Below are 20,608 nucleotides of genomic sequence, written 5' to 3'. Positions count from 1 at the left end.
GTGGTGACAACTCTGTCCACCGGGCAGGGGGTGCGCGACATCCCTACCGGTCGGTAACGCCAACTCTAACCCTAGTTACTGGTGAGTAACCACAGTGGCACCCCTGTCAGTTGTGTCACACACCTTGCGCACGATCAGGAACAGCGGCAACCCGACCGGAGCCAGCAGGATCGTGATCACCAGAACGGGTGCCATCACCAGCGGGTGAACGTTCAGGCGGCGCCCCTCCAGGTACATCCAGCGCCCGACGAACAGGTCCCACGCGATCATGTGCGCCCACACCAGCGTCGCGCCGACCTCGGTGCTCATGAACTTGGCCAGTGCGGGCAGCTCCGGTCGCGTGACCAGCGGCAGCAGCTCCGGCAGCACCGGGATCATCAGCAGGACGTAGATCGCCACGACCGGCAGGATGATCAGGTACGACTCGGCGATCCTCTTCGTCCACGACCAGTTGGGCGCGAAGATCATCAGCGCCCAGAACGGCGCGGCCAGCACGAACGTCAGGCTGAACAGGGTGGCGGTCATGCGTTCACGAGCTCCTTGTTGTTGTTCTTGTTTTGCGGCTGCAGCGCCCACGTCACGCCCAGAGCGGTCGCGACGACCAGGGCGGCGGCAACGGTGAGAGTGAGCGCGTCAGGGTTGATGAGTGACTGGCCGCGCAATGCCTGCCAGGTGACGAGGACGGTCAGGCCGAGGTAGCCGCCGCTGAGCACCCACGCGAGGCGCGCGTTGGCCCACCGGCCGGCGAAGAAGATCAGCAGGGGCAGGATCTGCACCGCGTGCATGCCGATGAAGTGGCCGATGCGCAGGTCGCCGTGCACTGTGCTCCAGCCGGTGAGCGGCATGTACGAGCCACCGTCCGGTCCGCCGATCGAGTGGCTGCCGATCACGCCGCCCTCCCGCGACTGGCCGGCGCGCGGCTGGGTCATCAGGAACCCGACGCTCATGCCGACGAGCGCGACGAGCAGGCTGAGCCGGATCACCCAGCTCTGCGCGGGGTTGTCGAACTTCTTGCGGAACAACAGGATCGCGATGACGAGGCTCGTGCTGAACAGGACCATCGCCAGCAGCCCCATGGCGCCGAACAACGCCCCGTCCAGCGGCGTCTCGAAGTTGAAGTGGCTGCGCTTCCCCCTGGTGACCTGCACGGTGATGATCGCCATCTCGGCGACGCCCGCCGCCGCGAACACGGTGCCGAGCCACCAGGCGATCCTGCGCAGGCGGCCTTCGAGCAGGCTGGTGAACCACGCCAGCGAGGCGCTGTAGAGCGTGAACGACACGGCGAACTTGAACGGCTTGAACCAGATGGGCGAGTCGAGGAGCATCCGGTCGTCCAGCAGCATGCCGAGCGCGGCGATCGGAGTGAGTACGGCCATGGAGAGCGTGAAGAGCATTAACGGCCGGTGCCAGCTGTACGCGGTCTTCAGCATCTGAGCCCCCTGCGACGAATGGATAGCGGCGCTTTCCGCTATCGGAAAGGTACACTATCCATATGCGTGTTGGCGAGCTTTCGAAGAGAAGCGGCGTCCCAGTGGCGACGATCAAGTACTACCTGCGCGAAGGACTGCTGCCCGCCGGCGTGCTGACCAGCCCGAACCAGGCCCACTACGACGACGAGCACCTCCGCCGTCTACGGCTGGTGCGCGCGCTCGTTGACGTCGGCGGCCTCTCCATCGCGGCGGTGCGCGACGTCCTCGCCGCCGTCGACACCCGCGACGACTCCCTGCACAACAAGCTGGGCGCGGTGCAGGAGGCCATCACCCAGCCGGGCTCGGTCGAGCTGGATCCGCTCGCCGTCGCGGACGTGCAGGCGTTCTTCGTGCGGCAGGGCGAGCGGGAGTGCGCCGACGTGACCGAAAGCAACGTCACCCACGCGCTGGCCGCCGCGCTGTCCGCCGCCCGCTCGGTCGGGCACGACGACTTCCGCGACCTGCTCGACCCCTACCTGGAGGGGCTGAAGATCATCGCGCAGGCCGACGTCGACTACATCGCGCGGAGGGGTTCGCGCGACGACGTCATCGAGGGCATGGTCGTCGGGACCCTGATCGGCGACGCCGTGCTCAAGGCGGTGCGACGGCTCGCCCACGCCCAGGTGTCGCGCGACGTGATCGGCGACGGCACCCCGGACCAGCCCTCCAACTGATATATCGGCCGATATATCAGTTCGGTGATCTACCTACGGGCCTGTGACCTGCTGCTTAGCAATGACTCTTTGGACTTCGTCGTCAAAAGACTCATTGCAAGGACGCGGTCGGCGTGGGCGGTGAGGCGCTCGTCGTGGGTTATCAAGATCGTGGTGCGGCCGGTGGCGAGGCGGCGCAACGGGCCCAGGAGGCGGTCGGCGGAGGCTGCGTCGAGGCTTGCGGTGGGTTCGTCGAGGACGAGCACCGGCGTGTTGGCGACGATCGCGCGGGCGATGGCGAGGCGTTGGCGCTGGCCGCCGGACAGGCCGTGGCCGTGCTGGCCGATGATCGTGTCGTAGCCGTCTGGCAGGGCGCTGATGAAGTCGTGTGCATCGGCTTCGACGGCCGCGTGGATGACGTCTTGGCGGCTCGCCGTCGCGGAGCCGAACGCGATGTTGTCGTAGATGGTCGTGTGGAACATCTGGGTCTGCTGGCTGACCAGGGCGATGTTCGAGCGGAGCGAGGCGAGGGTCAGGTCGCGGAGGTCGATGCCGTCCAGCGTGATGGCGCCCGCCGCGGGGTCGTGGAAGCGGAGCAGGAGTTTCGCGATGGTCGACTTGCCCGCGCCGGACGGGCCGGTGATGGCCAGCAGTTCGCCGGGGTGGATCTCGATCGTGAAACCTTCCAACACCGGTGACGGGGTGTCTGCATACCGGAAGTCGACGGACTGCATGCGTATCGAGCCGCGGGCGCGAGGCAGGACGCGCGGGCCGTCGGTCAGAGGGGGCTCGGCGTCCAGGAGTTCGATGATGCGTTCGGAACCCGTGGCGGCGGCGGAGGCCATCACGCGGAGCTGGCCCAGTTGCTGGACCGGGGCGTAGAGCGAGCTGAGGATCGCGGCGAACGCCAGGACGCCGCCGAGACTGATGCGGCCGGAAGCGATCTCCCAGGCGCCCAGCCCGATGACGGCGAGCACGCTGAGCGTCTGGGCCAGGTGCACGACCGGGGCGTAGAGGCCGCTGAGCCGGGCGATCGAGAGGTTGGTCGCGAGCATGCGGAGGCCCGCGGACCGAAGGCGCGCGGACTCGCTGGACTGGCGGTTGTAGGACTGGACGACCGTGACGTTGGCGAGGCTCTCTTCGAGGATGGCGGTGATGTCGCCGTTCAACGCGCGCTGCTCGCGGGAGCGGTGGTTGATGTGCTGGGCGAACTTGCGGGTCACCAGCGCGAACAGCGGGACGACCACGAACGCGGCGAGGGCCAGTTCCCAGCTCAGGTAGAGCGCGTAGCCGGCGAAGAACACGACGCTGAACAACGCGGTGATCACCTGGACGACGCCGGAGCCGACGAAGCGTTCGACGGTGTCGACGTCGTCGGTCAGGCGCGCGATCAGGTCGCCGGGACGGCGGCGTTCGAAGAAACCGGGCGGCTGGCGGTGCAGATGTGCGAAGACTTTTGTGCGCAGGCGCAGCAGAAAGCGTTCGCCGGTTCGGGCGGTCAGGTACTCGCCACCGAATACGAGGAAACTCGACAGCATCGCTACTCCGACCCACATCAGGGCCGGGCGCCAGAATCCGGAGATGTCGCCGGAGCGCAACGCGTTGTCGACGATTTTCGCGAACATCGAGACCGCGTAGGCGTCGCACGCGGCCGCGCCCACGAGCAGCACGCTGCCGACAGCGAGCCAGCGCCGGTCGCCGCGGGTGAACGGCCAGAAACGGCGGAAAACGGCACGCGCTGACAAGGCGATTCCCGGCACTGGAGAGCTCCGATCAGGCAAAAGGCCCGCGGCGCGGAGGCGCCGCGGGCCAGGTCGGCCTACTAGTCGCGCGGCGTGCCGCCGACGGGGTTCCTCGGCGTCGCCCACTGGCGCGGGACGCTGCGCGGGATCACGTCGCACGGGTTGGTGCGGGGAGTGACCTGGACTCGGGGGCGAACGATGTCTGCCATGGTTCTGCCTTTCTCTCGAAACCATCGGGTTGATGGCGACGTGGAAAAGGTTAGGGAGCCACCCGTTTCAGCGACGTCTCGCAATGTCGTTATGCCGGTGAAACAACTGTTGTGCGAGGGTGTGAAAACCATGAGGAGGTAGCGATGCGCGTGCTGATCGCCGAGGACGAACCCGTTCTGGCGGACTTCATCGCCGACGGACTCCGGCAGTTGGCAATGGCCGTCGACATCGCGCACGACGGCCTCACCGCGACGGAGAAACTCGCCGGAGACGAGTACGACGTCGTGGTGCTGGACCGGGATCTGCCTGGAAAGCACGGTGACGACGTGTGCCGCGAGCTCATCGCGTCCGGTGTGCGCACGCGGGTCCTCATGCTCACGGCGATGGACGACGTCCGTGAGCGCGTCAAAGGGCTGCGCATCGGCGCGGACGACTACCTCGGCAAGCCGTTCGACTTCGACGAGCTCGTCGCGCGCATCGACGCCCTCGCAAGGAGGAGCACTCCCGCGGCGCCGCCCGTGATGCGGCACGGCGGCATCGAGATGAACACCGCGCTCCGGCAGGTTTCGCAGAACGGGCGTTTCTTGTCGTTGTCCGTCAAGGAGTTCGGCGTGCTGCACGCGTTGATGGCGGCCAACGGGGCGGTGGTCAGCGCCGAGGACCTGCTGACGAGCGTGTGGGACGAGAACGCGGACCCGTTCACGAACGCCGTGCGCATCACGATGTCCCGCCTGCGCGCCAAGCTCGACGACGCGAGCGCCATCGAGACCATCGCCGGCGTCGGCTACCGGTTGCGCGGTGCCCAGACATGAGACGGATAGCAGGCAGAATGTCGCTCAGGTCCCGGCTGACGATCGTCCACATCGGACTGTTCCTGGTCGCCAGCACGATCGTCGTCACGTTCGTCTACTTCGCGAACCGGGCGATCATCCTGCGGCTCGAACGGGCGGTGACTCCGCGGATGTACATCTCCGAGGACGGCCCGAAGCAGCTCGGCGAGATGGTGCCCCGCGACCAGGCCTGGGACGAGGCGCTGGCCGGGCTGCTGTGGCAGTCGGTGCTGACGTTCCTGCTGATGGGCGCGGTCGCGGGGCTGCTCGGCTGGTGGCTCACCGGGCGGGCGTTGCGCCGGGTCGACGCGGCGTTCGCGGCGCAGGGCCGGTTCATCGCGAACGCCTCCCACGAGCTGCGCACGCCGCTGACCGTGACCAGGACGCTGGTGCAGGTCGGCCTGTCGTCTTCGGACCCCGGACGCGTGCAGCGAGCCCGGGAAGAGCTGCTGCGCAGCAACGACAGGTCCATCGCGTTGATCAACGGTCTGCTGCACCTCGCTCGTGGCGAGCAGGAGCTGCGGACGCGGGAACGGGTGCGGCTCGACGCCGTCGCCGAACGCGTCGCGAGCGAGATCACCGGCCCGATCGACTTGCGCGTGGCCGCGGTGGAGGTGCTCGGTGACGAGCTGTTGCTGGAGCAGCTCGTGCGCAACCTGCTCGACAACGCGGTGCGCTACAACGCTCCTGGCGGCACGGCGTCGGTGCGGGTCACGCCGTCCGGACATTGGGGCAGGCTGACCGTGGAGAATCCCGGCGAGGTCGTGACGGACGCCGATCTGCTGTTCGAGCCGTTCCACCGCGGGGCGAGGCAACGCACCGGGCCGGACGGCGCCGGGCTCGGGCTGTCCATCGTGCGTGCGGTGGCTGTCGCGCACGGCGGGCGAGTGCAGGCCGAGGCTCGTGATGGTGGCGGGTTGATCGTCACGGTGGAAATTCCTCGTTCAAGTTGAAAGACCGGGTGTCCTGCCGGACATGTCCCGAGGTGGAGCAGGTGGACGTGGAACCGCGCCGAACGGGGTTCGAGGCTGTCGCGCAGGAGTTGATCGAGCCGCTGCGCCGGTACCTGGCGCGGCGGACCGATCCGGCGACCGCGGAGGACGTGCTGTCCGAGACGCTGCTGGTCGCGTGGCGACGCCGGGCCGAGATGCCGACCGAACCGCTGGCCTGGGCATACGCCGTGGCGCGCAACTGTCTCGCCAACGCCGAACGGGCACGCCGCAGACAGGACCGGCTGCTCGTGCGGATCTGGCAGGTGGCGAGACCACCCGAGTACGCGCCCGCTCGTGACGACCCGGATCCGGCGCTCGCCAGGGCGTTCTCGCGGCTGTCGGCCGTCGACGCCGAGCTGGTGCGGCTCTGGGCGTGGGAAGAGCTCGGACCGGCCGAGATCGCCCAGGTCGTGGGCCTGAGCGCCAACGCGGTCAGCATCCGCCTGCATCGCGCCCGCAAGAAGATGAAGTCCGTCTTGGACGAGGAGGGAAGCGGCCATGAGTGACGGTGTGAGCGACGGGGACCTGCGCGACCGCATGCGCCGCGCTGATCCGGCAGCGTCGTTGCGCCCGTTGCCGGAGGACGAGGCCAGGAGGCTCGTGGCCGGCGCCGCGCTGGATTTTCCAGTGGTGCGCAAGTCGTATACCAGGCGTGTACCAGTGCTCGTCGGGGCTGCGGCCGTCGTCGCGCTGGCCGCTGGCGCGGTCGTGCTGGCCACTGGCGGAAGCGGGCACTCGCCGGACTGGAGGATCGCGCAGCCTCCGTCGGATTCCAGCCAGTCCGGTCTCGCCACGGGTTCCGGTGTGCCGGACGGCAGTGGGGACGGACAACCCAGGACCAGCAGTCAACCGCGTTCCACCAGCGGGACCACGTCGGTGCCCGTGCCGCCGGTCAGCCCGAGCCCGTCGGAAGGCCGCAAGACGACGATCGCCGTGCTGACGGACGGCCCGCAGGACCCCGACGTCCGGTGCCGCAAGCCGGAAGCCGCGTTCCTCGCCGAGCACGCGGGCATGGCGTTCGAGGCGACCGTGCTGAAGATCGAGGGCAACGTCGTGACGCTGCAGGTGCAGCACGCGTGGATCGGCCAGGCCGACGTCATCGAGGTCAAGAACACCACCGCTTCTCCGGTGCTCGCCGGGTTCGAGCCCGAGGTCGGCAGGAAGTACCTCGTGGCCGCGGCCGACGCTCAGGTGATGGGCTGCGGTTACAGCGGTCTCGACGAGCCTGATCTGCGGGCGGTCTACGACGAGGCGTTCCCGAAGCGGTGAAACGACGAGGCGCCCGGCAGGAAGCCGGGCGCCTCGCGGTCACTTGGTCAGATAGGCGTTGATCACGGTCTGGGTGACCGAGTCACCACCCTTGCTCACCGCGGTGGCCCGCAGCGACACGCTTCCGCCCATGGCCGGGTTGGTCACGAACATCGAGTCGCCGATGACCAGGGCCTTCTGCCACGTGGTGCCCTTGTCGTAGGAGACTTGAGTGGTCAGCGACTTGTGCTGTCCACCTTGGACGGTCAGCGGGATGCGCTGGAGCCGGTGTGCGGGCAGGGTTCCGTCGAGGGCGAGCTCCGGCGTGAACCGGACCATCGACAACGGGATCTGCGCCGGACCCTCGGTGCGGGCGGAGTTGAAACCCCACGTCGTGGTGACCGAGGTGCTGATCGCCGCCACACCCGAACGGTTCGCCGTGGTGGTCAGCTCGTACCGGCCAGGAGTCTCGGGCAGCGAGAAGAACGTCTCCAGGTCGAGCGGCCGGTCGGTCGAGTCGATCACCTTGTCGCCCAGCTTCAGCACCGTCGACCCCGACTCCACCGCCGAACCGCCGGGGCGGCCCTGCCCGTCGGTGAAGAACGGCAGGCTGCCGAAGAGGACGTCGCCGTCGCGGAACAGGCCGACGCGTCGTTCACCGGACAGCGCGGGACCGAAAACGCCGGTGTTGAACGTCTTCCGGTAGGTCCGGCCCGGCTTGAACTGTTCCTCCGCGGCGGTCCAGTACGCCTCGGTGGCGTCACCGTTGTCCTGCTCGAAGCGAAAGCCCCAGGTGTGGCTGGGGGAGTACAGGTGCATCTTTCGCTTGTGCGGCAGGGGATACCCGAACGCGACGCCGAACACCGGGTTGTCGCCGAGCGCGGCCTCCGCGTGCAGGAAGCCGGTGCGTCCCTCGGCGGTGGCACCCGCCGAGGCCTCGATGGTCACGAGATCCTTGGCCTGCAGGTGTTTGCGGTAGCCGGTCCAGAACTGCGTGAGCGTCGTGGACTGGTCGGCGAGGTGGTACTCGTTGTGATCGGCGCCGGTGTAGGAAGCGACGACGAGCTCGTTCATCTCGCCGGGCTTTCCGGCCGGGCCGACGTGCGCGGTGCTGAGGACGTTGAGCGGCAGGCCGAGCAGGCCCCAGCCGTACTCCATCGACGGCACCTTGTGGCCGACCCTGATGTACGAGTGGCGCTCGGCGGGGTTGTCCGGCAACGCGATGTCGACCGGCTTGGCCTGGCGGGCGTCCAGCGTGATCGTGGTGTCGGCGGTGATCTCGAAGTTGGTGCCGTTGAACCAGTTGTATCCGGGGTTCGGCTGGTCGGGACCGACCCACTGGCGTGCGCTCAGCAGGTAGCGGCCCTTGGGCACGCGCAACGTCTCCAGGCCGGTGCCGAGCTGGTGGAACGTGCCTTTCGCGTCGCTCGTGACGCCCTGCAGGTCGGTGCGCCAGTCCGCGGCGGGCTTGCCGTCGCGGCCGATCGCCTTGATCGTGACGCTGTAGCGCTCGGGTTCGCGCGTCACAGCTGCTGGTGTGACAACGGTTTGGCCGCCGCCACTTGCGTTGATGTACGCGCTGAACGTGCCGGACGCGTCGCCGCCCAGCCTCGTGTCAGCGGTGATCTTCGTGCTCGCGGCGCCGTGCGCCGGGACGGTCAGCTTCGTGTCCTTGAGCACGAAGAAGCCTTGTGGTGCGGAGGTGTTCATCGCCAGGTCGAGCGTGACCGGCTGGTCGCTTTCGTTGCGGTACAGGACATCCCGCGTGATCGGGGCGTCGTCGTGGTGCGGCCACAACGCCGTGCCGAACGAGACCGAGCCGCTCGTGACGGTCTGCTTGATCGCCTTGGCGACGTCCGTGCGGCCCGCGCCCTGCTCGAACGGGTTGTGCGCGCCCGGTTTCGCGGCCGCCATCAGCGCGGCCTTGAGCTGGTCGCCGCGCCAGTCCGGGTGGACCTGGGCCAGGATCGCCGCCGCGCCCGTGACGTGCGGGGTGGCCATCGACGTGCCGCTCAGCGTCACGTAACCGTCGGCCGGCTTGGGCTGCGTCTCGCCGAGCTTGCCCGCTGCCGCCGCACCGATGCCGACGCCGGGTGCGGTGATGTCGGGCTTGATCGCGCCGTCACCGTTGCGCGGACCCGTGCTGGAGAACGACGCCAGCTTGTCGTCGCGATCGACGGCGCCGACGGTGAGGGCGGCATCGGCGCTGCCCGGTGAGCCGACCGAGTTGGGTCCGTAGTTGCCCGACGCGATGACGAACAGCGTGCCGGTCTCCTGGGAGAGCTTGTTGATCAGGATCTCCATCGGGTCCAGCAACGGGCCGTCGTCGCCGCCGAGGCTCATGTTGACGACATCGGCTCCCTGCGCGACCGCCCACTCGATGCCCGCGAGAATCCCGGACTCGTAACCGGAACCGTCGTCGCCGAGCACCTTGCCGTCGATGATGCGCGCGCCGGGAGCAACGCCCTTGTACTTGCCGCCCGACTTGGCCCCGGTGCCGGCGGCGATGGACGCGACGTGCGTGCCGTGGCCGACGCGGTCGGCGTTGTCGGGGGAGTCGGTGAAGTTCTTCTCCGCGATCTCCTGGGTGGCGAGGTCGGGGTGGGTGTTGTCGACGCCGGTGTCGAGCACGGCGATCTTCACGCCCTTGCCGTCGAACCCTTGTTGCCACGCTTGCGGCGCACCGATCTGCGCGGTGCTGCGGTCGAGCTCGGCCTTGTGCACCGCGTCGAGCCAGATCGTGGGCTGCGCTGAGCGGTGGTTGTCCAGCGACTTCCACAGGCTCGGCGAGGTCACCGTGACGGCGTCGACGCCGATCTTGCTGAACGAACGGGCCCCTGGCAGGCCGGTGCTGGTCGACACGAGCACGCGGAGGCCGTCGTGCTTGGTGTACTCGGGGCGGCTCAGCAGGGCGAGGTCGAACAGGCGCCGGTCGAGTTTTCCTTCCGCGATCGCGCTTTCGGTGTCGGCGGGGATGGCGTAGAAGTGCTTGCCGTCTTCTCTCGTGGAGACCGGGATGTGTTCGCGTCCTGGGGCGGGCTTGAACTCGGTCGGCCTGCCCTTGTCGTCGGTGCGGACCTGGTCACCCGTGACCAGGGTGAGCCAGTGGGCAGTGGGTTTCTGGTCTGTGTCGGCGTTTGCGGTCGGCGTGAACGCCGTGGCCAGCACGAAGCCGGCCACGGCGAAGGGGAGAATTCGTTTCACACAGGGGACATGTCCGTCAGGAGGGGCCGGTCTTTCAGCAGGTGATGCTCGGGAAATTCACTTTTGCCTGGTCGAACTGGGCACGGTTGAACCCGCTGTTGAACGCCTGCTGCGCCATGCCGCTCAGGTCCCGGCCGACGGCGCCGCTCATGAAGTGGACGAACTCACCGGCGTTCATCCGGCGCGTGTCGACCAGGTTGCGGTTGTCGTTCTCCTGCCGCTTCGGGAAGTGCCGGCTACCACACTGCCTGGCGCGCGCCCTCGACGATGTGGCACTCCTTGTGCGAGATGACATCGCGCAGGGTCGCGTTGTTCACGCTCCACCCGTCGTCGCCGACGTCGATCGTGTTGCGGAACCCGGCGAAGTCGTCGAACCGGTTCACCACCGTGCCACCATGGCGTGACAACGTTGTCAGAGCACCGTCGTCTGGTCGGCCAACTGATATATCGGCTTAGCCACACCCCGCCACCTGCTGGTTAGCAATGACTCTTTTGACTTCGTCCGCAAAAGACTCATTGCAAGGGACGCTGCCAGCGGACCTCGCCGTCGTGCCACTGCTCGGTGGCGGCGAGCCCGGCCGAGGCAGCGACGGCGGCCGACGCGTGGTGGCCGGGGTGGATGTGAGCGACGACGGTGCGCACCGGTTGGGCGGCGAGCCAGTCGACGAGCCCCCGCGCTGCCTCGCTCGCGATGCCGCGGCCCTGCCACGGCGTGCCGACGACCCAGGCGATCTCTGCGATCTCGCTGGTGACGGTCGCCTGGACGGTGCCGACGAGGCAGCCCTCGTCGCGCAGCGAGATCACCCAGTTGAGCCATCGTTCGGCCGGGTCGGGGGAGCCTGCGACCAGTCGTTCGTAGCGGGTGTGGAGGGCTTGGGGTGAGAGCGGGGTGCCGCCGGTGAACGCGTGGAGCGCCGGGTCCGACAGCACCGAGACCATCTCCGCAGCGTGCTCGACCCGCAGCGGCAGGAGGTCCAGCCGGTCGGTGCTGATCATGCTGACCTGCCCTTGCAATGGGTCTTTTGCGGACGAAGTCCAAAGTCTCATTGCTAAGGAGCAGGTCAGCAAGGGTGCGGGAAACTGATATATCGGTTCGGTCAGGTGGTGGTGAGCGTTCGCGGCGGGATGCCTGCCCGGCGTAGCGTCGCGGCGAGGACCTCGTCGAGCGGGGTGGCTGTCAGGCCGAACGTCTCGGAGACGCGGGAGGCGTCCACGACGAACGGGCGGTGCGACATGTAGTGGGTCTCCCAGAGCTCGTTCCACAGCGGTGCGGTGGCGCCGAGCAGGGTCAGCTCCCGGTCGGTCATCTCCGCGAGTCGCGGGGGCTCTGCTCCGGCCAACTCGGCGAGCCGCGTCGCCATGGTCTCGACCGAGGTGATGACGACCGGGGCGTGCCACGCATGGCCAAGGGCGCGTTCGTCACGGGCGACGGTGACGAGGGCGCGTGCTGCGTCGCCGATCGAGGTGTAGGAGTGCGGGACGTCCAATGCGGCCGGCACGAGAGCGAGCTGCCCGGCCAGCACCTTGGGCGCCACGAACAGGGTGAAGGTCGAGACGGCGTCGGGACCGACGAACTGGCCGGCGCGCACTTCGGTGACGCGGACGCGGCCCGCGTCGTGCGCGGCCTTGGCCTCCAGCCACATGCGGGCCCGCACGGAGCCTTTGGGGCCGGTCGCGGCCAACGGGTGGTCCTCGGTTACCAGGCCGTCGACTGGGCCGTAGCCGTAGAGGTTGCCCAGCATCACGTAAGCGGCGCCCGTGCGTTCGGCGGTGGCGAGGATGGCGCCGAACAACGGCGGCACGGTCTGCGGCCACGTGTGATAGGCGGGCATGGCGGCGTTGATGATCGTGGTCGCGCCCGCGGCGACGTCGGTCAGCGCGGTGGCGTCGCCCGCGTCGAGGGCGATTCGGGTGACCAGGGGGTGCTCGGGGCCGCCGCCGGAGCGGCTGACCATCCTGACCGGGTCGCCGGACTCGGCGAGCAGGAGTGCGGCGGCGGTGGCCGTGGCACCACGGCCGATGATCACGTGCATGGTCCTCTTTCCGGGAACATGGGATGCGTGGATTCGCTTGATCCACTGTGGTGCGCGCGCCCGGCTCGCGGCACCGGCACGCTTGCCACGTTCCCGGAGGTTCTGGCCATGCATCGGATCGTCTTCGTCGTAGTAGCGCCGGTGTTCTCGTTCGACCTGGCCATCGCGCGGATGATCCTGGACACCGCCGACGGCTACGAGATCAGCGTGTGCACGGCCGACCCGGGACGCGTGGAGGCGGTCGGCGGCCCTGACGTTGTCGTCGACCTCGATCTCGCCGCCGTGAGGCAGGCCGGCACGTGCATCGTGATCGGCGGTGGTGGCCGCGACACCGACCGCCGGGTGCTGGACGCGGTCCGCGCGGCGGCGGAGGCCGGTGCCCGCATGGCCGCGATCTGCACCGGCGCCTTCGTGCTCGCGCAGGCAGGGGTGCTGGACGGGCGGCGCGCCACCACGCACTGGGGGCTGACCGACGAGCTCGCCCGTCGTCATCCCCGCGTGACGGTCGTGCCGGACGCGCTGTACGTCGAAGACGGCCCGGTGCTCACTTCAGCCGGTGCCGCCGCCTGCGTCGAGCTGTGCCTGCACCTCATCCGCACTGACCTCGGCGCTGCGGCGGCCGCCACCGCAGGACGACTGGCGGTGGCCGCGCCTCGTCCGGGTGACCAGCCTCAGGTGGTCGACACGCCACTGCCGGCCACCGAGGACACCTCCCTCGCCGCCACCCGCGAATGGGCGCTGCGCCGGCTCGACGAGCCGCTCACCCTCACGGACCTGGCCGTGCACGCCGGCATCAGCGTCCGCACCCTGACCCGGCGGTTCCACGCCGAGACGGGGCTGAGCCCGCTGCGCTGGCTGTTGCACCGGCGTGTCGACCGCGCCCGTCAGCTGCTGGAGACCAGCACGTTGCCGATGGACCTGGTGGCCCGCCACAGCGGCCTGGGCAGCGCGGACTCGCTGCGGCAGCACCTGGTCCGCCGGACGGGTCTCACGCCGTCCGCCTACCGCCGGTCGTTCAGGACGGCGGAGCGGTCGCGGTCAGAGCCTTGGCCAACGCTTCGAGGGTGAGCTCGATCTGCCACGACCGAGCCCCTCCGTCGCGCAGCACGGTGGCCACGGACTCCGGGGAGAGGTCGGCCGGCGGTTGCCAGCAGGTGCGGCGGACCAGGTCGGGCAGCAGGAGGTTCTCCACCGGGAGGGTGTTGGCCTCGGCGATCGCCGTCAGGGCCGCGCGGGCCGCGGCGAGACGCGCTGCGGCGTCCGGGTCCTTGTCCGCCCAGCGGTTGGGCGGGGGTGGGCCGTCGTGCTGGCCCGCTGGTTCCGGGAGCTCCGACTTGGGCAGATCGGCCGCCTTGCGGACGGCGTTCATCCAGACGCCGGACATGCGGCGCTGGGCCCGGCCGCGGAAGACCGGCAAAGAAAGCAGTTCGGCTTCGGAAGCCGGGTTGCGGGCGGCTGCCTCCATCAGCGCGGAGTCCGGGAGGACTCGGCCGGGGGCGATGTCGCGTTCGCGGGCCACGGCGTCGCGGGCTTCCCACAGCGAACGCACCAGGGCCAGTTGACGCTGGTTGCGCACTCGGTGGATGCCCGACGTGCGCCGCCAGGGGTCGGTGCGGGGGCGCGGCAACGGCGCCGTCCGCACCGCCTCGAACTCCTCGAGCGCCCAGGCGAGCTTGCCCTGGCGCTCCAGCTCGGCTTCGAGAACGTCGCGCAGCTGCACGAGCAGCTCCACGTCCAGAGCGGCGTACGTCAGCCAATCGGCAGGAAGGGGCCGGCGCGACCAGTCGGCCGCGCCGTGCCCCTTCTCGAGCCTGTAACCGAGTAGCCGTTCCACGAGCGTGCCCAGTGCGACACGTTCGAACCCAGCCAGCCTGCCCGCCAGCTCGGTGTCGAACAGCACGCCGGGGCGCAGCCCGAGTTCAGCGAGGCACGGCAGGTCCTGAGACGCCGCGTGCAACACCCACTCAGTGCCATCGAGCGCCTGCACCAGCGGGTCCATCCGACCGCCTAGAGCGATCGGGTCGACCAGCCATGTGCCGGCACCCTCCCGGCGCAGTTGCACCAGATAGGCACGCTGTGAGTAGCGGTAGCCCGAGGCTCGCTCGGTGTCCACCGCGACCGGACCCTTCGCCCCGGCGAGCGCGTCAGCGGCTCGCCGGAGCGCAGCAGGATCGGCGACCACGGGCGGGACCCCATCAGCAGGTTCCGTCAGCGGTACCGGATCTGGTCCGGTTGGTGCGGTTGGCTCGTCGGCGGGTACATCCACAGCGGATGACCCTACGACGATCGCACCACTCACAGGTGTTCTCGGCCGGTTCAGTGCTTCAAACCGGTATCTAACGGATCACGCCGGCACGCATTGCCAGCGCGACCATCTGAGCGCGATCCCCGGTGCCCAGCTTCCGGCCGATCCGCGACAGGTGAGACTTCACCGTCAACGCGGACAAGCTCAGAGCCTCGCCGATTTCCTTGTTGCTCTGGCCATCGGCGACCAGCTGGAGCACCTCGACCTCACGCGCGGAGAGTTCCCGCGGCGTGTTGTCCGTGCCCGGCACCCGAGTACCCGCTGCGAGTACTGGTGCCACGCTCGGATCTGCGTAAACGCCACCATCGAGAACCCTGCGCACCCCGTCGGTGACCACCATCGGAGAGGCGGACTTCAGGAGGTACGCCTGGGCGCCCGCCTGGAAGGCCGACCTGACCGCGTAGGGGTCGTCGGAGGATGCGAGGACCACGATGCGGGGCCAGCCCTGGGCACGGAGTTCCGTGACCAGGTCGATGCCGGTGCCATCCGGCAGACCCAGATCGAGGATCGCGAGGTCGCAAGGACCGGTTGCAAGTGCCCGCGCCCGAGCCTCTGCCACCGATGCGGCCTCATGCACTGTCCCGGCTCCCATCTGCGTGAGCCGAGCTGATATCGCCTCCCTCAGCAGTGGGTGGTCGTCGACCACCAGCACTGAAAAAAGCTCTTCCCGCGGGTGCGGGACCATGTTCGCCGGCAACGAGCCGGCTGGCGTGGTACGAACGGCCTGACCTAAGCCGACGGCAGCCACGTCACTACCTCCCTGGAGTCGGTCGTGCCCCCCGACCGGCACCGGAGACTTTCGTCCAATCAGCCGCGCCACTGATCGACCGAAAGTGGTGTCGTCTGGGGCAGCGTAGCCGCCCATGCGGGTCTACGGGACGATCAATCGGGTATCTATCCCTATTGAGTTGTGACAGATGGACTCATCTGTCACACGATCGGATGACAACTAGATAGGGGGAGTAACACGAGATCCCCTCATGACGACGTATAGGAGTTGGTTGTGCCGAGCCTGACCGGTCCGGAACGAGCGCGGGCGTTGCTGCAGCGTGTACCCCTCGTCGACGGCCACAACGACCTCCCGTGGGCATTGCGGGAGTTCGGTGACGGAACGGGTGAGGACGTCTACACGACCGCCGCGAAGATCGATCTCACGGAACGTCATCCCAGGTTGCACACCGACCTCGTGAAAATGCGCGAGGGCGGTCTCGGGATGCAGTTCTGGTCCGTCTGGATTCCGTGCCGGCTGGCGGGCGACGGAGCCGTGACCGCCGTGCTGGAGCAGGTCGAACTGGTCTACGAGCTGGCCGAGCGCTACTCCGGCCACCTGGGCATCGCCACGACCGCCGCGGAGGCTGAAAAAGTTTTCGCGTCCGGGCGTGTCGCGTCCCTCCTGGGGGCCGAGGGCGGACATTCCATCAACTCTTCACTCGGGGTTCTGCGCGCGCTGCGCCGCCTGGGTGTCCGCTACATGACGCTCACCCACAACGACAACACGCCGTGGGCCGACAGTGCCACTGACCAGCCACAACACGGCGGGCTGACCGAGTTCGGCCGCGACGTCGTCCGCGAGATGAACCGGATCGGCATGCTCGTCGACCTGAGCCACGTCGCGCCGAGCACGATGCACGCCGCGCTCGAGACGAGCGTCAAGCCCGTCATCTTCAGCCACTCGTCGTGCCGCCACGTCGCGGACCATCCGCGCAACATCCCGGACGACGTCCTGGTCAAGCTCAAGGACAACGGTGGTGTGGCCATGATCACATTCGTCCCGAGCTTCGTCGCACCCCGATTCGCTGAATGGGATGCAGCCCTTCGTGACGCGATGACCGCCGCCGGCGAGAACCACGCCGACCTCGGCGCCCGCAAGGTCTTCGGCGAGAAGTGGATCGTCGACCATCCGGCGCCGACCGCGACGCTCGACGACGTCGTCGCGCACGTCGAGCACGCGCGCGAGGTCGTCGGCATCGACCACATCGGTCTCGGCGGCGACTACGACGGTGTCGGGGAGCTTCCGCAGGGACTGGAGGACGTCTCGACCTACCCCAACCTCATCGGCGCGCTGCTCGACAAGGGGTGGTCCGAGGACGACTGCACGAAGCTCGCGGGCGCGAACGTCCTGCGCGTCCTGCGCGACGCGGACGAGAGCTGACCAGCGCTGACTAGCGCTGCCCGAACATGGTGACCCCGACCGGCGGCAGCCCCACGGCTGTCGCCATCAGCTCGTAGAACGCGGTGCCGTGCTCGGCCAGTTCGCCGTCCAGAGCGGTCCAGGACGCGCGCAGCTCCAGGTCATCGGTGCGAGCCGGCCCCGCGATGTCGCCGAACCGGGCCGAGGACGTCTGCGTCACGGTCCCGCCCAGCGCGGTGAACCCGGCGCCGGACTGCTCCAGCGCCTCGGTCAGCCACGACCACCCGACCTCGGGCAGCAGCGGGTCCGACGCGAGCTCGTGGTCCAGCTCCACCCGCACGTACGCCACGACGCGCAGGACACCGCCCCACGCCTCGTCGCCGTCCGGGTCGTGCAGCAGCACGAGCCTCCCGGTCGACAGCTCGTCCGACGGGCCGGTGACCTCAGCCGTCAGCGCGTACGCCCAGGGCGCGAGCCGCTGGGGCGGTCGAACCTCGGTGAGTTCGATCTCGGGCCTGTGGCGAACCGACTTGAGCGTCCCCACCGCCCGGCGGAAGATTTCCGGCTCGGTCACACAACTGACTGTATGCCTCGCAATCCGGCCGGGTGATGGCGGCACGCCGAGACGTGGGACCATGAAAGGGAGATGACTTCCATGGCACCCCTTCTTGTGGCCGCGCGTGGCGGCACCCCGTCGCACACCCCTGTCTGGTTCATGCGGCAGGCGGGACGGTCGTTGCCCGAGTACCGGGCACTGCGCCAGGGCACCGCGATGCTCGACGCCTGCATGGATCCCGAGATGGTCTGCGAGATCACCATGCAGCCCGTCCGGCGGCACGGCGTCGACGGCGCGATCCTCTTCTCCGACATCGTGGTGCCGCTGAAGGCCGCCGGTGTCGACCTGGACATCGTCGCGGGCACCGGCCCGGTCGTCGCGAACCCGGTCCGGACGCTCGATGACGTGCAGGCTCTTCCCGAGCTGCACGCCGAGCAGGTCCAGCCGGTCGCGGACGCCATCGGGTTGCTGCTGAAGGAACTCCCGCAGCAGGTCGCGCTGATCGGGTTCGCCGGAGCGCCGTTCACGCTGGCGAGCTACCTCGTCGAGGGCGGTCCGAGCAAGAACCACGAGCGCACCAAGGCGCTCATGCACGGCAACCCCGAGCTGTGGCACGCGCTGCTGGCCAAGATCGCGGACGTCACCGCGGCCTTCCTGCACGCGCAGCTCGACGCGGGCGTGCAGGCCGTGCAGCTGTTCGACTCCTGGGCGGGCGCGCTGTCCGAGCGCGACTACCGCGAGTTCGTGCTGCCGCACTCCAAGCGCGTCCTCGAGACGATCACCACGGTGCCGCGCATCCACTTCGGCGTCGGCACGGGTGAGCTGCTGCCCGCGATGCGCGAGGCCGGCGCGGACGTCGTGGGCGTCGACTGGCGGCTCCCGCTCGACGTGGCGGTGGACCGGCTCGAGAAGGCCGCTCCCGAACTGCCGAAGCCCGTGGTGCAGGGCAACCTGGACCCGGCGCTGTTCTTCGCGGGCTTCGACGCCGTCGAACGCGAGGTCCGCCGCATCCACGCCGAGGGCAAGGCCGCCGCGGGCCACATCTTCAACCTCGGCCACGGCGTGCTCCCCGACACCGATCCGGAGATCATCACCCGGACCGTCGAACTGATCCACAGCTTGTAATGCACGGAAGAGCGCCGCACGTAGCTGTCGTCGGAGGCGGGATCTCCGGCCTCGCCGCCGCGCACCGGCTGCGGATGCTGCTCGGCCCGGACGCGCGGATCACCGTGATCGAGCAGTCCGACCGGCTCGGCGGCAAGCTGCGCACGACCGAGCTCGCGGGCGTGCGGTTCGACGTGGGCGCGGAGGCGTTCCTGCACCGCAAGCCCGAGGCGCAGGAGCTGATCGCCGAGGTCGGGCTCGCCGATCACGTCGTGCACCCGACGGCGGCCAAAGCCTCGGTACATGCCGCGGGCCGCACGCATCAGCTGCCCTCGCACACGTTCATGGGTGTGCCGGCGAGTGTCGAGGCCGTGCGGCACATGCTGTCGTCCGAGGGCGCGCTGCGGGTCGAGATGGAACCGACGCTGCCGCCGATCGAGCTGCGGGGCGGCGACGTCGCGGTCGGCGCGCTGATGAAGGACAGGTTCGGTCCCGAGGTCGCCGACCGCCTGGTCAGCCCGTTGCTCGGCGGTGTCTACGCGGGCCGTGCGGACGAGCTCGGCCTGCGCGCCACGATGCCGCAGATCGCCACGCTGCTGGACAAGGGCGTCGGCTCGCTGCTCGCCGCGGCCGCCACGATGATGCCCGCGCCGCCGCAGGCCCGTGCCGCGCGGCCGCCGGTGTTCGCCAGCCTGGCCAACGGGGTGTCGTCGCTCGCCGACCGGCTCGCCGAGGTCGCGAAGCCGGTCGTCCGCCTCGGTCTGCCGGTGCGGGTGCTCTCCTGGCAGGGCGACGGCTGGCGCCTGGAGATCGGCTCGGCCGCCACGCCCGAGTACCTGGAGTGCGATGGCGTCGTGCTCGCCGTCCCGGCTCCGTCGGCGCGCAAGCTGCTCTCGGAGATCGCGCCGCAGGTGTCCGCCGCGTACGGCAAGATCGAGGTCGCCTCGATGGCCGTCGTCGCGCTCGCCCTGCCGCCCGGCACCGAGCTGCCGGACCGCTCCGGCATCCTGATCGCGGAGGGGGAGCGGTACTCAGACCGCATCACCCCGTTCACCGCCAAGGCGTTCACGTTCTCCAGCCGCAAGTGGTCGCACTACGGCGAACCGGTCATCCTGCGCGGTTCGGTCGGCCGGCACGGCGAGACGGCGCTCCTGCAGCGCAGCGACGCCGACCTGGTGAAGGCCGTGCGCAACGACCTGCACGAACTGACCGGCGTCAAGGCCGAGCCGATCGACTACGTGGTGCAGCGCTGGGGCGGAGGCCTGCCGCAGTACGGGGTCGGTCACGTCGACCTGGTCGAGACCATCGAGCGCGGCATCGGTCACGTCCCCGGTATCGCGGTCGCGGGCGCCTCGCTGCACGGCGTCGGCGTGCCCGCCTGCATCGCCACGGCGGACTCGGCCGCGGCCCGTGTCGCAGCACACCTGCTGGGCCGAGTTCGCCGTTAGCGAGGCCGTGCCAAGATGGAGCTATGGCACGCCTGAACTACAACGAGCTCAACGACACCATCCGCTACACGATGTGGTCGGTGTTCCGGGTCGAACCGGGCAAGCTCCCTGAGGACCGCAGCGCCGCCGCCGCGGAGACCCAGAACTACCTGGACGCGTTAGAGGGCAAGGGCGTCGTCGTCCGCGGCGTCTACGACCTGGCGGGTCTGCGTGCCGACGCCGACTTCATGATCTGGTGGCACGCCGAGGAGATCGAGCAGGTGCAGGCCGCCTACACGGGCTTCCGCCGCACCCCGCTCGGCAAGGTCTCGACTCCGGTCTGGTCGCAGGTCGCGCTGCACCGCCCGGCCGAGTTCAACCGCAGCCACATCCCGGCGTTCCTCGCCGGTGAGGAAGCGCGCAAGTACGTGTGCGTCTACCCGTTCGTGCGGTCCTACGAGTGGTACCTGCTGCCGGAGGACGAGCGCCGCAAGATGCTCGCGGACCACGGCAAGGAAGCCCGCGACTACCCGGACGTGCGCGCGAACACCGTCGCGTCGTTCGCGCTGGGCGACTACGAGTGGATGCTCGCGTTCGAGGCGGACGAGAGGTGGATCAAGCTGCGCAGCGAGGCCGGGGCGCCGTGCGTGGTGCGCACGGACATCAAGGACCCGGTCGTGCGGGACCGCTGGGGCCGGCCGAAG

The 20,608-nt window shown here is 69.2% G+C and carries 22 protein-coding genes; 10 read left to right on the top strand and 12 right to left on the bottom strand.

The features are described 5' to 3' along the window. Positions 1–75: 75 nt before the first annotated feature. Both ABZX92_RS23355 and ABZX92_RS23350 read right to left on the bottom strand, forming a co-directional pair. Positions 76–525: an ABA4-like family protein gene (locus tag ABZX92_RS23355; protein WP_355562992.1), complete on the bottom strand. Its 450-nt coding sequence runs from the start codon at positions 523–525 to the stop codon at positions 76–78. Continuing rightward, positions 522–1,430, bottom strand: coding sequence for a hypothetical protein (locus ABZX92_RS23350; RefSeq protein WP_355562989.1), 909 nt, complete (start codon positions 1,428–1,430; stop codon positions 522–524). Before ABZX92_RS23350 ends, ABZX92_RS23355 begins: the two co-directional genes overlap by 4 nt. A gap of 62 nt (positions 1,431–1,492) precedes the next feature. On the opposite strand from ABZX92_RS23350, the gene ABZX92_RS23345 reads away from it, so the two are divergent. Beyond that, positions 1,493–2,143: a MerR family transcriptional regulator gene (locus tag ABZX92_RS23345; protein WP_355562986.1), complete on the top strand. Its 651-nt coding sequence runs from the start codon at positions 1,493–1,495 to the stop codon at positions 2,141–2,143. A 29-nt stretch (positions 2,144–2,172) separates the two neighbouring features. Here ABZX92_RS23345 and ABZX92_RS23340 read toward each other — a convergent pair whose 3' ends face one another. Beyond that, positions 2,173–3,867 carry an ABC transporter ATP-binding protein gene (locus ABZX92_RS23340; protein ID WP_355562984.1) on the bottom strand — a complete coding sequence of 565 codons (1,695 nt, stop codon included), beginning with the start codon at positions 3,865–3,867 and terminating at the stop codon, positions 2,173–2,175. A 77-nt stretch (positions 3,868–3,944) separates the two neighbouring features. Beyond that, a complete protein-coding gene (locus tag ABZX92_RS23335) occupies positions 3,945–4,073 on the bottom strand; it encodes a hypothetical protein (RefSeq protein ID WP_355562981.1) in 129 nt (42 codons plus the stop codon). A gap of 144 nt (positions 4,074–4,217) precedes the next feature. Here ABZX92_RS23335 and ABZX92_RS23330 point away from each other — a divergent pair, with 144 nt between their 5' ends. The 4 genes from ABZX92_RS23330 to ABZX92_RS23315 are packed head-to-tail and all read left to right on the top strand — an operon-like array spanning position 4,218 to position 7,165. Continuing rightward, entirely contained in the window at positions 4,218–4,886 is a 669-nt protein-coding gene (locus tag ABZX92_RS23330) for a response regulator transcription factor (protein WP_355562978.1), read from the top strand. A gap of 17 nt (positions 4,887–4,903) precedes the next feature. Further along, a complete protein-coding gene (locus ABZX92_RS23325) occupies positions 4,904–5,857 on the top strand; it encodes a HAMP domain-containing sensor histidine kinase (protein ID WP_355562974.1) in 954 nt (317 codons plus the stop codon). A 41-nt stretch (positions 5,858–5,898) separates the two neighbouring features. Then, positions 5,899–6,402 carry an RNA polymerase sigma factor gene (locus ABZX92_RS23320; RefSeq protein ID WP_355562971.1) on the top strand — a complete coding sequence of 168 codons (504 nt, stop codon included), beginning with the start codon at positions 5,899–5,901 and terminating at the stop codon, positions 6,400–6,402. Next, on the top strand, positions 6,395–7,165 hold the full coding sequence (locus tag ABZX92_RS23315) for a hypothetical protein (RefSeq protein ID WP_355562968.1): 771 nt from the start codon (positions 6,395–6,397) through the stop codon (positions 7,163–7,165). The genes ABZX92_RS23320 and ABZX92_RS23315 overlap by 8 nt, the downstream gene beginning before the upstream one ends. Positions 7,166–7,204: 39 nt before the next feature. Here ABZX92_RS23315 and ABZX92_RS23310 read toward each other — a convergent pair whose 3' ends face one another. The 5 genes from ABZX92_RS23310 to ABZX92_RS23290 form a co-directional block, all read right to left on the bottom strand. Further along, a complete protein-coding gene (locus ABZX92_RS23310) occupies positions 7,205–10,348 on the bottom strand; it encodes a S8 family serine peptidase (RefSeq protein ID WP_355562966.1) in 3,144 nt (1,047 codons plus the stop codon). 34 nt (positions 10,349–10,382) lie between these two features. Beyond that, positions 10,383–10,526 carry a hypothetical protein gene (locus ABZX92_RS23305; RefSeq protein ID WP_355562963.1) on the bottom strand — a complete coding sequence of 48 codons (144 nt, stop codon included), beginning with the start codon at positions 10,524–10,526 and terminating at the stop codon, positions 10,383–10,385. Between the two features lie 58 nt (positions 10,527–10,584). Beyond that, positions 10,585–10,731 carry a hypothetical protein gene (locus tag ABZX92_RS23300; protein WP_355562962.1) on the bottom strand — a complete coding sequence of 49 codons (147 nt, stop codon included), beginning with the start codon at positions 10,729–10,731 and terminating at the stop codon, positions 10,585–10,587. Positions 10,732–10,861: 130 nt separating this feature from the next. Further along, positions 10,862–11,344: a GNAT family N-acetyltransferase gene (locus tag ABZX92_RS23295; protein WP_355562959.1), complete on the bottom strand. Its 483-nt coding sequence runs from the start codon at positions 11,342–11,344 to the stop codon at positions 10,862–10,864. Positions 11,345–11,445: 101 nt separating this feature from the next. Further along, positions 11,446–12,381 (bottom strand): NAD-dependent epimerase, encoded by a 936-nt coding sequence (locus ABZX92_RS23290; protein ID WP_355562957.1) that lies wholly within the window; start codon positions 12,379–12,381, stop codon positions 11,446–11,448. 108 nt (positions 12,382–12,489) lie between these two features. On the opposite strand from ABZX92_RS23290, the gene ABZX92_RS23285 reads away from it, so the two are divergent. Then, complete coding sequence (locus ABZX92_RS23285; RefSeq protein WP_355562954.1) at positions 12,490–13,449, top strand: DJ-1/PfpI family protein; 960 nt, start codon at positions 12,490–12,492, stop codon at positions 13,447–13,449. On the opposite strand, the gene ABZX92_RS23280 is transcribed toward ABZX92_RS23285, so the two are convergent. Next, on the bottom strand, positions 13,397–14,647 hold the full coding sequence (locus tag ABZX92_RS23280; protein WP_355562951.1) for a ribonuclease D: 1,251 nt from the start codon (positions 14,645–14,647) through the stop codon (positions 13,397–13,399). The genes ABZX92_RS23285 and ABZX92_RS23280 overlap by 53 nt on opposite strands. A gap of 70 nt (positions 14,648–14,717) precedes the next feature. Further along, positions 14,718–15,371: a response regulator transcription factor gene (locus ABZX92_RS23275; RefSeq protein ID WP_181320591.1), complete on the bottom strand. Its 654-nt coding sequence runs from the start codon at positions 15,369–15,371 to the stop codon at positions 14,718–14,720. A gap of 327 nt (positions 15,372–15,698) precedes the next feature. On the opposite strand from ABZX92_RS23275, the gene ABZX92_RS23270 reads away from it, so the two are divergent. Beyond that, the gene (locus ABZX92_RS23270) at positions 15,699–16,838 is read left to right on the top strand and encodes a dipeptidase (RefSeq protein ID WP_355563066.1); all 1,140 of its coding nucleotides are present in this window, start codon (positions 15,699–15,701) and stop codon (positions 16,836–16,838) included. A gap of 10 nt (positions 16,839–16,848) precedes the next feature. Here the strand turns inward: ABZX92_RS23270 and ABZX92_RS23265 are convergent, their stop codons facing one another. Continuing rightward, positions 16,849–17,391 (bottom strand): DUF3000 domain-containing protein, encoded by a 543-nt coding sequence (locus tag ABZX92_RS23265; RefSeq protein ID WP_045314992.1) that lies wholly within the window; start codon positions 17,389–17,391, stop codon positions 16,849–16,851. Between the two features lie 72 nt (positions 17,392–17,463). On the opposite strand from ABZX92_RS23265, the gene hemE reads away from it, so the two are divergent. The 3 genes from hemE to hemQ all read left to right on the top strand — a co-directional run. Further along, positions 17,464–18,498, top strand: coding sequence for a uroporphyrinogen decarboxylase (hemE, locus tag ABZX92_RS23260; RefSeq protein WP_355562948.1), 1,035 nt, complete (start codon positions 17,464–17,466; stop codon positions 18,496–18,498). Beyond that, complete coding sequence (gene hemG, locus ABZX92_RS23255) at positions 18,498–19,925, top strand: protoporphyrinogen oxidase (protein WP_355562945.1); 1,428 nt, start codon at positions 18,498–18,500, stop codon at positions 19,923–19,925. Before hemE ends, hemG begins: the two co-directional genes overlap by 1 nt. Before the next feature lie 23 nt (positions 19,926–19,948). Then, positions 19,949–20,608, top strand: a 660-nt coding sequence (hemQ, locus tag ABZX92_RS23250; protein ID WP_355562943.1) for a hydrogen peroxide-dependent heme synthase, incomplete at its 3' end; no start/stop codon positions are given.

Origin of the sequence: Lentzea sp. NPDC006480 (assembly GCF_040611995.1) — a bacterium.
Taxonomy (GTDB): domain Bacteria; phylum Actinomycetota; class Actinomycetes; order Mycobacteriales; family Pseudonocardiaceae; genus Lentzea.
This window is presented reverse-complemented; position numbering and strand designations above follow the sequence as displayed.

What these genes read in the sequence shown, in the direction of transcription:
- ABZX92_RS23355 (WP_355562992.1), bottom strand. Translation starts at nt 525, where the DNA reads ATGACCGCCACCCTGTTCAGCCTGACGTTCGTGCTGGCCGCGCCGTTC.
- ABZX92_RS23350 (WP_355562989.1), bottom strand. Translation starts at nt 1,430, where the DNA reads ATGCTGAAGACCGCGTACAGCTGGCACCGGCCGTTAATGCTCTTCACG.
- ABZX92_RS23345 (WP_355562986.1), top strand. Translation starts at nt 1,493, where the DNA reads ATGCGTGTTGGCGAGCTTTCGAAGAGAAGCGGCGTCCCAGTGGCGACG.
- ABZX92_RS23335 (WP_355562981.1), bottom strand. Translation starts at nt 4,073, where the DNA reads ATGGCAGACATCGTTCGCCCCCGAGTCCAGGTCACTCCCCGCACCAAC.
- ABZX92_RS23330 (WP_355562978.1), top strand. Translation starts at nt 4,218, where the DNA reads ATGCGCGTGCTGATCGCCGAGGACGAACCCGTTCTGGCGGACTTCATC.
- ABZX92_RS23325 (WP_355562974.1), top strand. Translation starts at nt 4,904, where the DNA reads ATGTCGCTCAGGTCCCGGCTGACGATCGTCCACATCGGACTGTTCCTG.
- ABZX92_RS23315 (WP_355562968.1), top strand. Translation starts at nt 6,395, where the DNA reads ATGAGTGACGGTGTGAGCGACGGGGACCTGCGCGACCGCATGCGCCGC.
- ABZX92_RS23305 (WP_355562963.1), bottom strand. Translation starts at nt 10,526, where the DNA reads ATGAACGCCGGTGAGTTCGTCCACTTCATGAGCGGCGCCGTCGGCCGG.
- ABZX92_RS23295 (WP_355562959.1), bottom strand. Translation starts at nt 11,344, where the DNA reads ATGATCAGCACCGACCGGCTGGACCTCCTGCCGCTGCGGGTCGAGCAC.
- ABZX92_RS23290 (WP_355562957.1), bottom strand. Translation starts at nt 12,381, where the DNA reads ATGCACGTGATCATCGGCCGTGGTGCCACGGCCACCGCCGCCGCACTC.
- ABZX92_RS23285 (WP_355562954.1), top strand. Translation starts at nt 12,490, where the DNA reads ATGCATCGGATCGTCTTCGTCGTAGTAGCGCCGGTGTTCTCGTTCGAC.
- ABZX92_RS23275 (WP_181320591.1), bottom strand. Translation starts at nt 15,371, where the DNA reads ATGGTCCCGCACCCGCGGGAAGAGCTTTTTTCAGTGCTGGTGGTCGAC.
- hemE (WP_355562948.1), top strand. Translation starts at nt 17,464, where the DNA reads ATGACTTCCATGGCACCCCTTCTTGTGGCCGCGCGTGGCGGCACCCCG.
- hemG (WP_355562945.1), top strand. Translation starts at nt 18,498, where the DNA reads ATGCACGGAAGAGCGCCGCACGTAGCTGTCGTCGGAGGCGGGATCTCC.